13 protein-coding genes are annotated in these 15,111 nt (G+C 42.5%); 3 read left to right on the top strand and 10 right to left on the bottom strand.

Annotation, left to right across the window (positions count from 1 at the left end; genetic code table 11):
• Window positions 1-61 precede the first annotated feature (61 nt).
• On the bottom strand, window positions 62-1,255 hold the full coding sequence (locus tag N0824_RS03710; protein WP_108935761.1) for a HEAT repeat domain-containing protein: 1,194 nt from the start codon (window positions 1,253-1,255) through the stop codon (window positions 62-64).
• Window positions 1,256-1,296: 41 nt separating this feature from the next.
• Here N0824_RS03710 and N0824_RS03705 point away from each other — a divergent pair, with 41 nt between their 5' ends.
• Entirely contained in the window at window positions 1,297-1,548 is a 252-nt protein-coding gene (locus tag N0824_RS03705) for a DUF6883 domain-containing protein (RefSeq protein ID WP_108935760.1), read from the top strand.
• Window positions 1,549-1,568: 20 nt separating this feature from the next.
• Window positions 1,569-1,790, top strand: a complete 222-nt coding sequence (locus tag N0824_RS03700; protein ID WP_108935759.1) for a DUF4926 domain-containing protein — start codon at window positions 1,569-1,571, stop codon at window positions 1,788-1,790.
• Window positions 1,791-1,918: 128 nt separating this feature from the next.
• Here N0824_RS03700 and N0824_RS03695 read toward each other — a convergent pair whose 3' ends face one another.
• The 4 genes from N0824_RS03695 to N0824_RS03680 form a co-directional block, all read right to left on the bottom strand.
• Complete coding sequence (locus N0824_RS03695) at window positions 1,919-2,701, bottom strand: energy-coupling factor ABC transporter ATP-binding protein (protein WP_108935758.1); 783 nt, start codon at window positions 2,699-2,701, stop codon at window positions 1,919-1,921.
• Window positions 2,702-2,715: 14 nt separating this feature from the next.
• On the bottom strand, window positions 2,716-3,489 hold the full coding sequence (cbiQ, locus tag N0824_RS03690; RefSeq protein WP_108935757.1) for a cobalt ECF transporter T component CbiQ: 774 nt from the start codon (window positions 3,487-3,489) through the stop codon (window positions 2,716-2,718).
• Between the two features lie 101 nt (window positions 3,490-3,590).
• Window positions 3,591-3,914, bottom strand: coding sequence for a PDGLE domain-containing protein (locus N0824_RS03685; RefSeq protein WP_108935756.1), 324 nt, complete (start codon window positions 3,912-3,914; stop codon window positions 3,591-3,593).
• 28 nt (window positions 3,915-3,942) lie between these two features.
• The gene (locus N0824_RS03680) at window positions 3,943-4,671 is read right to left on the bottom strand and encodes an energy-coupling factor ABC transporter permease (protein WP_108935755.1); all 729 of its coding nucleotides are present in this window, start codon (window positions 4,669-4,671) and stop codon (window positions 3,943-3,945) included.
• A gap of 428 nt (window positions 4,672-5,099) precedes the next feature.
• Here N0824_RS03680 and N0824_RS03675 point away from each other — a divergent pair, with 428 nt between their 5' ends.
• A complete protein-coding gene (locus N0824_RS03675) occupies window positions 5,100-5,636 on the top strand; it encodes a dCMP deaminase family protein (protein ID WP_002743086.1) in 537 nt (178 codons plus the stop codon).
• Window positions 5,637-6,288: 652 nt separating this feature from the next.
• Here the strand turns inward: N0824_RS03675 and gyrB are convergent.
• The 5 genes from gyrB to N0824_RS03650 all read right to left on the bottom strand — a co-directional run bounded on the left by gyrB (window position 6,289) and on the right by N0824_RS03650 (window position 15,091).
• Window positions 6,289-8,955: a DNA topoisomerase (ATP-hydrolyzing) subunit B gene (gene gyrB, locus N0824_RS03670; RefSeq protein ID WP_108935754.1), complete on the bottom strand. Its 2,667-nt coding sequence runs from the start codon at window positions 8,953-8,955 to the stop codon at window positions 6,289-6,291.
• A 474-nt stretch (window positions 8,956-9,429) separates the two neighbouring features.
• A complete protein-coding gene (locus N0824_RS03665) occupies window positions 9,430-10,140 on the bottom strand; it encodes a response regulator transcription factor (RefSeq protein ID WP_108935753.1) in 711 nt (236 codons plus the stop codon).
• Window positions 10,141-10,293: 153 nt separating this feature from the next.
• The gene (locus tag N0824_RS03660; protein WP_108935752.1) at window positions 10,294-11,643 is read right to left on the bottom strand and encodes an ABC transporter substrate-binding protein; all 1,350 of its coding nucleotides are present in this window, start codon (window positions 11,641-11,643) and stop codon (window positions 10,294-10,296) included.
• Window positions 11,644-11,654: 11 nt separating this feature from the next.
• Window positions 11,655-12,374, bottom strand: coding sequence for a PspA/IM30 family protein (locus tag N0824_RS03655; RefSeq protein ID WP_108935751.1), 720 nt, complete (start codon window positions 12,372-12,374; stop codon window positions 11,655-11,657).
• Window positions 12,375-12,481: 107 nt separating this feature from the next.
• Window positions 12,482-15,091: an ABC transporter substrate-binding protein gene (locus tag N0824_RS03650; protein ID WP_108935750.1), complete on the bottom strand. Its 2,610-nt coding sequence runs from the start codon at window positions 15,089-15,091 to the stop codon at window positions 12,482-12,484.
• Between the last annotated feature and the right edge of the window lie 20 nt (window positions 15,092-15,111).

Below are 15,111 nucleotides of genomic sequence, written 5' to 3'. Positions count from 1 at the left end.
AAAGACAGGCTCTGGCAATTCTCCTACTTGGGGTTTGCGGCAAAAAGTTTTTCAGCCAACCCTATATAGTCCCATGATCTAGCTTTTTTAGGGCGCTGAGAGCATGGAGACGGACAATCGCCTCCCCATCGGCTGCTAAAGTCAGCAAAATACTTTTATTGTCCCGATCTAATTCTCCTAAAGCGATCGCTAAAGACTGTTTAACTCCTGTATCAGCGAGGATCGCGGGATGGGAGTGATAAAAATTACCGAGAATTTCCCCTGCTTGTCGGCGTAATTTCTGGGAGGTTTGCCGGCCGAGAATAGCGATTATTTCCCGACAAATCAAGACATTTTCGCTATATAAAGCCTTTTCTAAGTAATTTAAAGCTTCTCCGTCCTCGATCCAGCCCAAGGCTCGTACTACAGTTAATTTTAAACTATCGGGAGTTAAGGAAGATTGCAGCAGTGGATTTAAAGCTTTGGCTGAGGTTGCTGTGCCGATACGACCTAGAGCGATCGCCGTTTCTTGACAGATCTCGAGGTGGATATCGAATAAGAGCGGTTGCAGATGGTTAACTAAATCTGCTTGGGGATAACTTGGCGCTAGGTAACTACTAGCTTTAATTGCTTCCCGTCGCACCTCGATGGCTGGATCCTGTAAAGCATCGAGGATAATCGCAGTAATCTGGGGATGGTGAAAACTGCTTAAAGCTTCGATCGCCATGGACCGAATGGCACTAGATTGATCCTTAACTACGGTTAAAAGCGGTTCGATAATTTCTGGCCGGCGAATTTGTGATAAAGCTTGTACGGCTAAAAAACGCGTCTTCGAGTCGGACAGTAATTGCCCTAAACTAGAGATCGCAGAACTGCCGATATTGGCTAAAGCTGCCGCAGCCATTTGGCTGAGTTCCTCCTCCTCCTCCGATCTTTGCAATAATTGACTGAGAGCGAGAATACAGGCTCGATCATCAAATTGACTGAGAATTCTCGCCAGAAACCAGCGCATTTCCCCATCTTGCTCCTCGGATTCTAACAGGGCAATTAAAGGTGCGATCGCCGATTGACCGATTTGAGGAAATAGTTTCGCTATCTCCCATCGCTGTTGAAAATCACATTTTTGTAAAGCTTCTAGGGCTAAATCGAGGATTTCATCGTTAATAATTGGTTCAATAGCATCTTTTTGGGTTAAAAGTCGCTGTATGCTGGCGTTTACTGTCTCCCAGTCCTTTTTATTCAACGCTATCTGAGCTTTTTCTAGCAGAGCTTGCATCGTGAGAAATGGCCTCGATTTTCGTGCTACCTATCCTAAGAATGTCAGACTTTCTTGCTTTTGTCTTCTCTTCTATGCAAGAAACCGATAATAAATCTCAAAATTGTGCATCAGACATCAGTATTTACTCAGGCAAGCTATCCACAGACTTCTTGCAGAAGTGGGAATATGGACAAAAGTATATTATTGACTTTCCCCTGAATCATCAAAACAAAACGGCTATTATTCCCAGTGTTTGGATAATCAGAAATGATGAAAATTTTCCCCGTTTAGTTACTTGTTATGTATTTTAAGGAGATAAGGAGATAAGGAAATGAAACTCTTAGATGTGGTTGCTTTATTAGAAGACTTACCCCAATTGGGATTATATCGCGGGCAAGTGGGAACAATTGTAGAAGTCTATGAGCCAAATGTTTTTGAAGTTGAATTTAGCAATACTTCTGGCCTTGCTTATGCTATCGAAATATTACAAGAAAATCAATTAATGTTATTACATCATTCTCCCTTAGAATCCCAAAAATTAACCGCTAAGTAGCGGTAAGCTGTTGACTATCTCAATTACTCGTTAAGACTGTCTATGAGAGGGGAAAAGGGAGCTTTTTTCAGTGATCAGTCAAGAGTAATCGGTGAACTGAAAACTCACATCTGATAACTGATCACTGATCAGTGATCACTGACTTGTGAGGGCGCATCAGCGATCGCACAGTAGGGACGACTATAACAAAGGGGTGTTTCGAGGTCGTGTTGTTCCAAAAATTCCCGATTACTTAAAATCTTAGCGGTTTCTCCCGCTGCTACCACCTGACCACGACTTAACACCACCGTGCGATCGCACAACTCTAAAGCCAGATCGAGATCATGGGTGGCAATCACTTGGGTTTGGGGTAAAGTGGCCAACAGTTGTATTAATTGCCGACGGGACCGGGGGTCCAGTTGGGCGCTAGGTTCATCAAAAACTAAGACCTCCGGCAACATGGCTAAAACCCCCGCAATTGCCACGCGTTTTTTTTCACCCCCCGATAGATTCTGACTATTTCTCTTACTGTAATGCTGGGAATCCAATCCCACCGCGTGTAAAGCATGATGACAGCGATGGTTTAAATCCTCTCCCCGAATTCCCTGATTCATCGGGCCAAAAGTGACATCTTCCCAGACAGTGGGCATAAATAGCTGATCGTCGGGGTTTTGGAAGACTAAACCGACAAAATTGCGGATATTTTCTAAATTCTCCGGTTTAACTTCGTAGGGACCGACGGTGATTCTACCGGTTTGCGGCGGGAGAATACCGTTAAAATGCAGTAATAAGGTGGATTTTCCCGATCCATTTGCCCCTACCAACGCCACCTTTTCCGTAGCTTCAATGGCTAAATTAATACCTTTTAACGCTTCTGTGCCGTCAGGATAGGTATAAGCTAGGTTTTCAATAAAAATCGGGTTGTGGTGCATGAAAAACGAGACTTTTACCTGAGTAGATGTACCATTTGACCCCAGAGGATCAGAATTACTATGCCAATTATAGCTAGATAATCGTTCAGCTTGTTTTGGGGAACCTGTACAGAAGGCAAGGAACCAGTGTAACCCCTCGATAACATGGCTTGATAAATGCGATCGCCACGTTCGTAGGTACGGATAAATAAAGCGCCGATCATGTGTCCCACTAGCAACCGTTGCCATCGGGGACTACTCATTAAATTGCGCGCAATTGCTGCCCTTCGCATGGAATTAAATTCAGCGATCAAAACAGCTAGATAACGGTACATAGAAGCCAAAATTGCCACCAATAAAGGGGGAGTTTTCAGGGTAACTAATGCTTGCAACAGGTCGGGAATTGCTGTGGTTAAAACCAGAATATTGACCGTACAAAGACAGAGAAAAGCTTTTAGGGCGACACTGCCTAAAACTAGCAATCCCTCGCTAGTTATCCGCAAAAATCCCCAAGACCAAAGAATTTCCCCGCCATCGCGAAAAAGGGTTCCTAATAAAACCACACCGATAAAGACAAATTCGATCGCTACTCTTCGTAAAAGTATGGGAATAGTCACCCGACTGATCAGAATTAAAATAATTAATCCTAATGCGTAAATCCCCCAAGTTTCCCAGCTACCATTGGGAGTTAAGGCTGTGGCAAAAACTAACAAAAGAGTAACTAAAACCCTGGTATGGGGCGCAAGTCTCTGCCAAAAACCAAAATTTTGGCAATCATTTTCGCGAGAAAAAGTAGCAATATGTAGCATTTATTCAGTTATCAGTGATCAGTTATCAGTTATCAGTGATTTAGGGGTTTAGGGATTTGGGGAAATTTCAGCTAAATGCCCCACTCCCGACTCCTGATTCCTTACTCCTGATTTTGGGATTTTGGAATGACTAATTTACCGATACCCCAAGCAATGCCGAAAGTGGCAAGAGTTCCCAGAAAACCGGCGAGGGGAGTGGCCACACCTTGGGGAACACCTTTGAGGGCATAACCATCAAAAATTCGGGCGAAGGGTAATTGACCACCGAGGGCGTTAGGGTCTTCTTTTTCGCTAAATTGCAAGTCTTCCGCCACTCGATCGAGTCCGTCGGGATCGGGACTGGCAAAGGGAGAAAGAAAAACGGCGATAATTAGGGATAATACTAAGCCAATAAGAAAAAATTGGCTATTTCTGCGAATATTCATCGACTTAATTGCTTTATTGACGAGAAGCTTAGGAAGGGGAAACAGAAGTATTAACGGAATGGGGCGGATCGTAGAGGAGATCGGGACGGGTTCGCCAGATATAACCGACAGCGAAAACGGTAATCACCGCTTCCCCGATACCGATGAGGATATGCCAAGATAACATGGCAAAAAGGGCGACTAAAGGCGGTACAGTACCCGATAAAGCCAATTGCAGGGCGCAAAACAACGCGGCTACCACCACACTTGTCCAAGCGGCCAGGGCAACAGCGATCGCCATACTGCGCCAACGATGAAAACCGAGGGCTTTTCTAATCCCCAGATAGAGATAATAACCGCCAAACGTGCCGATCAGACCCATATTGACGATATTCGCCCCTAAAACCGTTAAACCGCCATCTTGAAAAAATAAAGCTTGCACGATAAAAACCACCGCCATCACCAGAGAACCCGCCCAGGGACCGAGTAAAACTCCCGCGAGAGTCCCCCCTAACAAATGTCCGGAGGTTCCCCCCGGAATGGGAAAATTAATCATCTGGGCGGCAAAAATGAAGGCGGCACAAACTCCCATCAAAGGTACAGCCCGTTCAGCGTAGTGACCGCGCACTTTTTTGAGAGAAAAGCTAATCAGGACAACGGCAATTATCCAAGTAAATAGACTCACCGATGGACTCAAAAAGCCGTCGGGTATATGGAGGGCGAGATAAGGGGTCAGCAGAGGGTGAAACAAACCAACTCCTAGAAAATTAACAGACATTAAAACTCAGTCTCCTTGGCAATTTGGGTTAAAGATTTCAAGAGAATTGTTTGGCTGGGACGGAAAAGTCCTCTCTTCTAGTAGATAACTAACCGCTTCATTCTACAATGCTCTCTCTGGGGATTTAACCCCTTTGGCTTCTTAAGAATTTCTGTTATTTTTCTGGTTGTCAGGGTTTAGCTATCGGCCAAAATCTCAATTATTCTCAAGCAGTCAAATTATTTAAATTATTATTAACTTTCGAGTTTTTTGTCGTTTTTATGCTACTCCTTAATCAGTGAGCAGTTATCAGTTAGAAGAGGCTGGTGACTACATTGACTACGCGATCGGTAGTCAGGGCAGTGCTTTAATTGGTTTAGAGGTCATCTAATGATAAGCTATCAGAGATAACTCCCTCTTTTTCGCTTTTTCTAGCTTGGTATAAAACCGTGATCAACTCTGAAGAAAAAAGACCGACTTGGGACGAATATTTTTTAATGATCGCTAAATTAGCCGCCACCAGATCCACCTGTTTAGCTTTTCCCGTCGGTGCGGTAATTGTCAAAGATCGGCAGGTTTTAGCTACGGGGTACAATGGTTCCCCATCGGGAACGGTTCATTGTACTGCCCAGGGTTTTTGTTATCCCGGTTTGGGAACCTGTCGAGAATCTGGAGAAATTCCCTCTCGGGCAATTCATGCTGAAGCTAATGCGATCGCTCAAGCGGCTAAACACGGTATTTCTACCCAAGGTGCTAGTATCTACGTTACCTTAGAACCCTGTATTTCCTGTTTAAAACTAATTATTTCTTCGGGAATTAAAGAAGTTTTTTATGAGGCGGACTTTAATAGTGGGACAAAAGCCATTTTAAGGGATTCTTTTCTAGAAACGGGGATTATTAAATATAAAAAGATTTATTTATCGGAAGAAATGGCTAGTCATGCGGCCTTATTTTTATTAAATCCCATTTCGATCGATCCCAGGTAGTTCTCGTCATCAGGCTAATTAGCAGCAAAACTCTCTCAGTTGTTGACTATCTAAATTACTCGTTAAGACTGCACCAGAGTGCCGGAGTTGGGAGCAAGGAGAGAAAGTTCAAGCATTTGTACTAAAATTCTCGATACACAGTTTTAAGTCATTGCATCTTACACAATTCTGGCTTTAAGTCAATACCCTTTACAAAACTTCAAAAATTGCCTCACAAAAAAATGTCACCTTTAGCGGCTTTTTTTGGGGAAGGGAATCGATACAGTCCCCTGATTGTCTTGGTTTTCCGTTGATTTGACGTTTAACGCTTAAACTAAGCCCACAGCATACCACGATCATACAATATTAATAAATGTAGTCAATCCCGATTTACAGCCAAATTTTGGCAAATTCTGGGAAAACTTAGATATGGCAGCTTCATTGTTACATTTAACTAATTGGCTAAAATATTTAAATATTTTAATTGTTTATTGATAAAGCTATAATTTTTACTTATTCTTGGCGACTGATTAACTAGGGTTGGGCAAAAAAGCTTGTAAGCTATATTTCAAGTCAGTCGAATCGGTAATGAATAATCAATCTTTCGTAACTGGATTTAGGGATTTTATCGGGGGCTGTATTAGCCTAGACTAACACAGCCCAAAGTTACGGTTTAAATGTCCAAATCCGTAAGATTTAAACGCGGTCCGTGGGTTTCGATAAATTCTCGCCGGGGGGCAACTCGATCGCCCATAAGAATGGTAAATAATTCCTCTGCTTTGGCTGCATCTTCGATTTCCACCCGTTTTAAAGTGCGAGTTTCGGGATTCATGGTAGTATCCCAAAGTTGTTGGGGCATCATTTCTCCTAACCCTTTAAAACGTTGGATTGTGTAGTTAGCATTAGAGGGAAATTCCGCTATCTTTTGCTGTAATTCTCGATCGCTATAGCAGTAGGAATGATTTTTACCGCGTTCCAATTTATAGAGAGGAGGACAGGCGATATATACATAACCTTGGTCAATTAAATTCTTCTGATAACGATAGAAGAAAGTTAACAACAAAGTTCGGATGTGGGCGCCATCCACATCAGCGTCAGTCATTAAAACAATGCGATGATAGCGCAATTGTGAGGGGTCGAAATCTTCTCCTTTAATTCCTAAACCGAGGGCTGTAATTAAGGATTGAATTTCCGTATTTTTGTAGATTTTGGCATCATCGGTTTTTTCGATATTGAGGATTTTTCCCCGCAGAGGTAGAATCGCTTGAAAACGACGATCACGCCCCTGTTTGGCACTGTTATGGACGAAAACGCCGGAAGCAAGGGCAAAGTTATGGGTATGAGGAACCTCGATATCATAGACATCGAATCTTGTTTCTAATCGCTCGATCGCCACAACTCGATGATTGTAATTAGCCGCCGCTTCTAAGGCTTTATTTTTATCACCATCAAAGTAGCGATCGCAGAAAGAATCAAATCGCAATATTGATTTATCCCGCGTCTGAAGCCGATATTTTTGATAAGCTTCCAAATCAATATAACCTCGATCGATCTCAATTTGTTTTAAGGTCGCTAGGGTTTTTTGATAGTAAGTTTTCTTGATCGTGTTAATTCCCTGCCAACGATTATACCAATCAGCGATCGCATGAGTGAACAACCAAGAATCGGAAGCGGGATTCCAGACCATTTCATAACCGTTAATGGTGATTCCGGGGTCACGAAGAGCGGACAATTTGCGATACAAAGGCATTAAAGCATCTTCTGGAGTTAAAGCCGCAGCAGGTTTATAGCTACCATCTCTTAACAGGAAAAGATGGTCAGGAGTACAAATAATCGCTTCACCATGATCGAGAGTAATTTTAATTACTTCTGCGTCTTTTTTGGTGATGCGGGCATTAATAACTCGTTCAACCCCGATCGTGCCATTGTCGCGAATGGTATAACAAAAATGTTCCTTTCCTTGGGCTTGTTCGGTCACTAGCTGTTTAAAACTGAGGTTGCGTCCATCGACAAGGGCGATTTCTGTATCACCATGAAAACAACCGCCGGCGCTGTCCCCTTCAACGATGTAAATTTCTGACTTTTCTGGGTCTCTTTCGCTACAATCAGCCAATTTACCAGGTAAAGGTGAGGATTCCAGAACCGATTTCCGTCGTACTAAGTCCCGGGCCCGACGGGCCGCTTCCGCCGCTTTGTACGCTTGTACTGCTTTTTCGATAATCGTGTCGGCCACTTGGGGATTTTGTTCTAAGTATTCGTTGAGAGTTTCCCCCACCAGCGAATCAACAATACCCCGGACTTCAGTGTTACCTAATTTGGTCTTGGTTTGTCCCTCGAATTCCGGTTCGGGGACTTTTACGGAAATAACGGCGGTTAAACCCTCACGGACGTTTTCCCCCGCTAGATTAGGCTCGTTTTCTTTAATTTTATTGCGTTTACGAGCGACATTATTTAAAGTACGAGTTAGGACTGCCTTTAATCCTTCTAGGTGAGTTCCCCCGTCAATGGTGCGGATATTATTAGCAAAACCGAGAATATTGTCGCTATAGGCATCTATACACCACTGAAACGCCACTTCGATATTAATTCCGTTCTTTTCCCCCGATACATAGATAATATCTTTGTGCAAGGTTTCTTTTTCCCGACACATATAGGCGACGTATTCTTTAATACCCCCCTCATAACAATAGGTTTCGATGTGGGGTTCTTCGGGACGGTAATCGCTAAAGGTGATTTTAACACCGGCATTTAAGTAGGCTAGTTCTCGTAAACGTCCGGAGAGGGTACTGTAATCAAATTCGATGCCTTGGCTAAAAATTTCGGTGTCCGGCAGGAAATTAACCCTAGTTCCCGTTTTTTCCTCTTGACTGGGACTGCTGACCAATTCTGTGACGGGGATACCTCTTTCGTAGCGTTGGGTATGTACTTTATGATCGCGCCAGACGGTGACATCTACCCATGCAGAAAGAGCATTAACGACGGAAATCCCGACTCCGTGTAACCCTCCCGACACTTTATAACCACCACTGCCAAATTTACCGCCAGCATGAAGTATAGTGAGAACGGTTTCGAGGGCAGATTTACCCGTGGTGGGGTGGACATCGGTGGGAATACCCCGGCCATCGTCGGTGACGCTGACGGAACCATCGGCCTTGATATCCACTTCGATATGAGTACAGTAACCCGCTAGGGCCTCATCGATCGAGTTGTCCACCACTTCATAGACTAAATGATGTAGTCCCCGCGGCCCAGTCGTACCGATATACATCCCCGGCCGCTTCCTGACTGGTTCTAACCCTTCGAGAACTTGTATCTGTTCCGCGCCGTAGTTACTTGTCATAAAATTTCCCTGAAAAGGCTGTGATCCCTGATTGAACCTAAATGAATGGCAAAATCTTCAAAAATTCTAGCACATAAGGGTTAAAGACTGCTTAAATGCCTTTAGGGAGAATTTTTTATTGGGGTTGGGGTGTGGGGTGTGGGGTGTGGGGAGGGGAAATTATGAATTATGAATTATGAATTATGAAGTGGGGAGAGGGGAAATGGGGAGAATAAATAAAAGCCATCTCCTAAGTAGGTAGGCGTTAAAAATTATCAGACACCACCCTTATCAAGGGGGGACTAAGGGTAGGGTTGATTCATGAATCAACCCTACTATGAATTCACCCTAGGACTAAGGGGGGATCGAACCTAAAATCTATTTTTAATTTAATTATAACCAGCTACTGATCTCCTGAATACTGCCGACCGTCTCCTGAATACTGACTCCCGACTCCTGACTACTAACCCCACCAACAAACTTTTTCAGCAGCTCCTAAATAATGTCATCCTCAAATTTATAACCGACACCGACTACAGTTTTGATAAAGATCGGATTAGCAGGATCGGGTTCTACTTTTTTGCGTAAGCGTCGGATATGGGTATCTACTACCCTTTCATCGCCAAAAAAATCATTTCCCCAGAGATTATCGATTAATTGGGTGCGACTCCAGACGCGATTGGGATAACTGACAAAGGTGGCTAATAAATTAAATTCTAAGGTGGTTAAATCGAGGGTTTCCTCTGGCATTCCCTCTAATTTACGAAGAGCAGAATGTTGATCCAAGTCGATAATAAAATGACGGCTGCGATGGAGTTGTTGGGGTTGACTATCGTGTCTTAAACTACGTCTTAATAAGGCTCTTACGCGAGCGGTTAATTCCCGGGGACTAAAGGGTTTGACCATATAATCATCGGCTCCCGTAGATAGACCGATAATGCGATCAATTTCTTCTCCCCTAGCGGTTAACATTAAAATATAGGGGTCTTTTGCCCCGGGTTTTTGGCGAATTCTAGCACACAATTCTAGGCCGTCTAATTCTGGTAACATTAAATCTAAAATCACTAATTCTGGTTGCTTTTGATAAAATAGTTCTAGTCCTACCCTACCATTATAAGCCAGATGACAAGTAAATGATTCCCGCTCTAAAGTTTGCTGAATCAAATGGGCGATTTCAATTTCATCCTCGATAATAACGATATCCATACAAAGGAAAAAGTTTACAAATATCTAGGCATATTTTAACATATTAGCCATTCATTTCTTACTCAAGCTTGAACATTGAAATAATCGTAATTTTTGATCATTTTTTGGGGGGAGAGTTGGCAACTCTCCCAACTTTTGTGGACTAGGGACTTTTTACGGTAAAGGGACAAACTGCTCACCGGAGGGAGTTGATTGCACTTGAATTAAGACCGGTTGACCAATGCGATCGCCAGTATTAGGATCAAAGCTAATTTTTCCGGTGGACCCTGTTTGATGAAAACTGCTGGAGCGCAGCAGGGATTGTAGGCCCTGACGATGGGTATTTTCCCTTAAACCGGCAATAATCACCCGTGTAGCGTCAAAACTGGTGGCTGTGCGCCAACTAACTGGACCGCGCCACTGTTCCTGCATAAGATTAGCAAAAGTCTGGTTAACCGAGGGGTGCCAGGGTGCGGCAAGGGTTAAACCTTGGGCGTTTTTGCCGCCATCTTCGAGGGTGCGAATATTGTAGAGGGTGGGACTACTAAACAGAGGCAAACGCTGACGATTGGAGCGAATAACCTCAAAAACGGGATCGAGACGATCAACATGAGCGACGACAAATAGACCGTTAGCACCCCCAGAAATCGCCTGATTAAGGGCTTGATCGGCCTTAAAATTGGGGACACTCAGATCGCAGACAATCAGCACAATTTGACCGCCTTTTTTCGCCACATTAGCCATCAACTCATCTTTAAAGGAAATATTATCGGGAGCTTGAGAATCGTAGCAAAAAGCAATTTTCTGGACTTTAGCAGTATTTACTATGTAATTTGCTAAGGTTTCCGTAATTTTGCCGTTAGAAGCCACCAGACGAAAGATATAATTTCCCGCACCAGAGAGATTATTAGCCAGGGAGGTGGGAGAAATCATCACCAAACCGCCTTTTTCGTAGATGGGAGCGGCGGCTAAACTGGCATCGGAGGCATTATGACCGATAACGGCGATAATATCGGGATTTTTGACTAATTCACCAGCTACCTCTTTCGATATCTGTGGCTGATTATCGTCATTAACCACGATAACCATCAGTTTTCTGCCGTTGATCCCTCCCTGTTGATTGATCTGGGTTTGTGCGCTGGCGACTCCTCGCAATATTTCCTGAGCGACGTTGGGATTAGTTGTCGCCGGCACAACAACGGCGATTTTAAAGGGATTTGAGCCAGTTTGCAGGTTGCTGAGATAAATTACGCTTTCGGGATCGTTGGGATGTTGAGCGAGGGATTTTTGCAGGAGTTGCTCTGCTTCTTGGTGATCACCTTGAGCAATGGCAGCGATCGCTGATTCTTTGGTGGTGTTAGAATTAGTTTTGATCAGGAGATGATTGCCGTAACTCATGCGGGGATTATTATCGGCTTTTGGGGCAAATATTGCCAATATTTGGGGAAAAAGAAACCAACCGATCAACCCCAGTAAAACATAGGAAATTGGCGGTAAACCCGCTTTTTTGCCAGTCTTTGTCATCGCTTTACTCCTTAACTTTGCTGATTTAATTCAGCTAAACGGCGGTTAATTTCGTCATCAAGGCTTAAGAAATCGATTTCTTGAGCTAATTTCTCGCTATAGTTCTCGCTTAATTCACTATAGGCGTTTTCTTTTCGATAACGGTCTTTAATCGCTTCATTGGCATCCTCAAAGCGATCGCGGGAGTTATTGAGGTTGAGACTACTATCAAATTCGTTTATTTTGCCTAAAGCCTCATTCATGGAACTAATCGCTTTTAAGTTGCTCATTTCTAATTTATAATGTTCGATTTTTTCCTGCTCTTTACGAAGTTTTTCCTTAGCAGCAATGACCACTTTTTCGGCATTATCGACCCGATCTTTCATGGCGGGTAGAATTTTTTCTAGGGAGAGAACCTTAACCATAGCTAGTCTTGCCGCTTCTTGAAGACCTTTTTTTTGAGCGGTGACAGCCTGTTGCAAGTAGTTTGTGTGTTCCTGTTTTTTTGCCTCGTATTGTGCTTGGGCTGATTGCTGGGCTGCTACTACTTGCGCCACCGATTCTGTTAATTCCGCTAGGGATTTTTGCATCGATTCTAGGGATTCTCTGGCCGATTCTACGGCAATTTTGCCGCCGGATTCGATGGGAATACCCCACAACCAATTCCAGATCGCTAGGAGAGAATTTCCTGCCTTATCACCGATCAGCCAAAAAATCAAGGCTTTTGGGGTTAATTTTTTTAACAATTTCATGCCGTTTGTCTCCTAGAGGTATTACCTGTTAATTAGGAGCGATGGCTAACTTTGATGCAGTGGATAAGGTTAAGTTTTGTAAAAAGTCTTGACAAGGATAGGAAGGTTTAGACTGGACCGGCAGATTTAATGGGAGCGAGGGGGACAAATTGACCATTTTTGACCTGTAGAATCAAGTAGCGGCGATCATCAGGATTATTATTCATGTTGCGGACACCATTCTCATCGAATCTAACAGTGCCAGTCATTCCTTCAATAGAAAAATCGTCTCTTAAAACTTGATTTAATGATTCTCGATCGAATTTTTGTCCTTGTTGGGATAACTGTCGCAAAGCGTTGAGGATAACTTTGGTCGCATCGTAGGCCATGGGAGTGCGCCAAACATTGATCTTATTTTGCCAAAAACTGTGGATATAATTATCTTCTTTGAGATCATACCAAGGCACGGTGATAACTAAATTTTCTACTCCTTGTTTACCTTCTGCAAGGGTGAGATAACTTTGAAAGGTGGGGGAACCTAAAAGCACTAAGTTTAACTGTTGTGCGGGACGTTGCTTAAAGATACTGACGGCTCTTTTCAGATCGTCAATATAGGGAGCAACCATGAGAATATTTACTTGGTATTGAGCGATTTTTTGATAAATTTCCTGTTCATATAAATTATTTTTTGGTTCGATATTGCAGTCAAAATCTGCATCTTTAATGACTTTTTGAAACTGTTGACCGAGAAGAATGTTTTTATATTTTTTAGCGAAGTTATAATTATCCCCAGAGCGATTATCATAACAAATTAAATTAGTGGGGTTTTGGATAATTAGCTTGTCAGTTTGTTCGCGGATATATTCACTTAAGCTTGTGGCAAAAGTTTCCAGATCGGGAACCATCTTATATACATAGCCATTGCCAGAGATTTTCGAGGAAAAGCTGGTGGGAGATAGGGCAACAATTTTCCCTTGTACATAGATATCTTTGGCCGCTTCACTAGCAGCAGAAGCATTATGACCAACCACTGCTATGATTGACGGATCTTTAACAAATTTTTTGGCTCGATCTTCGGCATCTACGCCACTATTATTATCATTAGCTACCACTACCTGTAGAAAGTGAAAATCGGGGTTGTTGGCCTGTTCATCATTTAACTCCTGTTGCAATAAAGCAATACCTCGTAAAATTTCTTGAGCTATTTCTGGATTATTACCAAGCGGAATACTGGTGGCAATTTTTAAGGGATTTCTGTCTTGATAGGCCGCACGAGCGTTATTATAATAGATGCGAATCTCTGGATTATTGGGCAAGCGATCAAGGGATTTTTTAAAAAGCTGAATTGCTTGTTTATATTCTTTGTTTTTAAAAGCTTGTCTTCCCCGTTCAATAATGTTATATTGTCGGTTTGTCTTTAATAATATTTCTTCACCTAAGCTAATTTCTGGGTATTTACTAGCATCATCGGAAAATACTCCTCCCCAATATAAAACTGATAAAGTTACCAGAAGACTTAAAATAAATAACAGAGCTTGTTTCCAGCGACTAGATAGACGTGAAGGCCAACTTTGCTCATAACTATTTTGGTGATTTTCCTCCGTATTTTCAGGGGGTAAAGGTAAAATTAACGGTGGTTCTTCAGGATTTTCTATCAAACGAGGCAGTAAAGAAGAACTAGCAGCATCCACCTCAAATTCGTGTAATCTTAATTCTTGTCGAGCGATTGTTAAGGATTTTTGTAGGGATTTATGTTCAAGAAAATTGGGAAGAAAAACTTCTAGAAATCTCAAAGCAACCCGCACGGCGATGGGTTCTTTCATAACAATAATATGAGGTACTCCGATATTAGCCAACTGACGACCAATACCCAACCCATCGCAGGAATTACAGATCACAAGTTTTAAGCCTTTTTTAACAGCTATTTCTAGGGAATTTCTTAAGTTATGTGCAGGAGATAAAGCCGTATCATTATCAATGATAAAAACTCCATCGTGACCGTCGCTACTGGTTTGACTATGACCTAAATAAACTACAATATCCCATTGATTTTTGATCAACTCATTGTGAATATTTTTCGTTGAAAGAGGAACTTCTGAACTGGGACTCAATATTTTCATAGAAACCTTATCTTGGTTTCCTAGTGCTGTTTGCAAACTGGATAAACACAGGGAAGTCTGCTCGCTTTCGATGTCAATATTACCCAAAATTACTAAAATATTAATCGGAGAAGTCAGGTTAATTATCGGAGGATTTCTCTGGATAGTAAGAGCAATTTCCACATCAGGACACCATTGGTGTAAAAAATTCCAACACTCCCAGGGAATTTGTTGTAAATCAAAGTGGGTAGTTTGGATAAAAAATCTTACTTCTGACTTAGTACCTATATGGAACAAGATATGATTTTGTATCGAACTCAGATAACTAGAGTTTAGCCATTCATTTAGGCTATCTGTTAAAGTTTGAGTAGCTTGTCTCAGGTTGTCTCTAGGATCACCTACCGCTGCATGGGTGATCATACTATGAGGAACGGTAATTCCTAAACTGGGTTGACTTGCTACCCAATGATAATAAGCTCGACGATAATTTTGCAAAGCGTCAGCAATGTCAAGGTTAGGGACTAATTTACCCTCAGCAAAAGGCGCTATCAAGAGATGATTGTCACGAATTTCTAGAGTGACGGAAAATCCCGTTGCAAAATTTCCCTCCCCAATTTTCAGAATCACAACTCTGCTCATGTCTTTATCCTTGACATTTT

It is taken from the genome of Microcystis sp. 0824, from assembly GCF_003112475.1.
Classification (GTDB): domain Bacteria; phylum Cyanobacteriota; class Cyanobacteriia; order Cyanobacteriales; family Microcystaceae; genus Microcystis; species Microcystis aeruginosa_C.
This window is presented reverse-complemented; position numbering and strand designations above follow the sequence as displayed.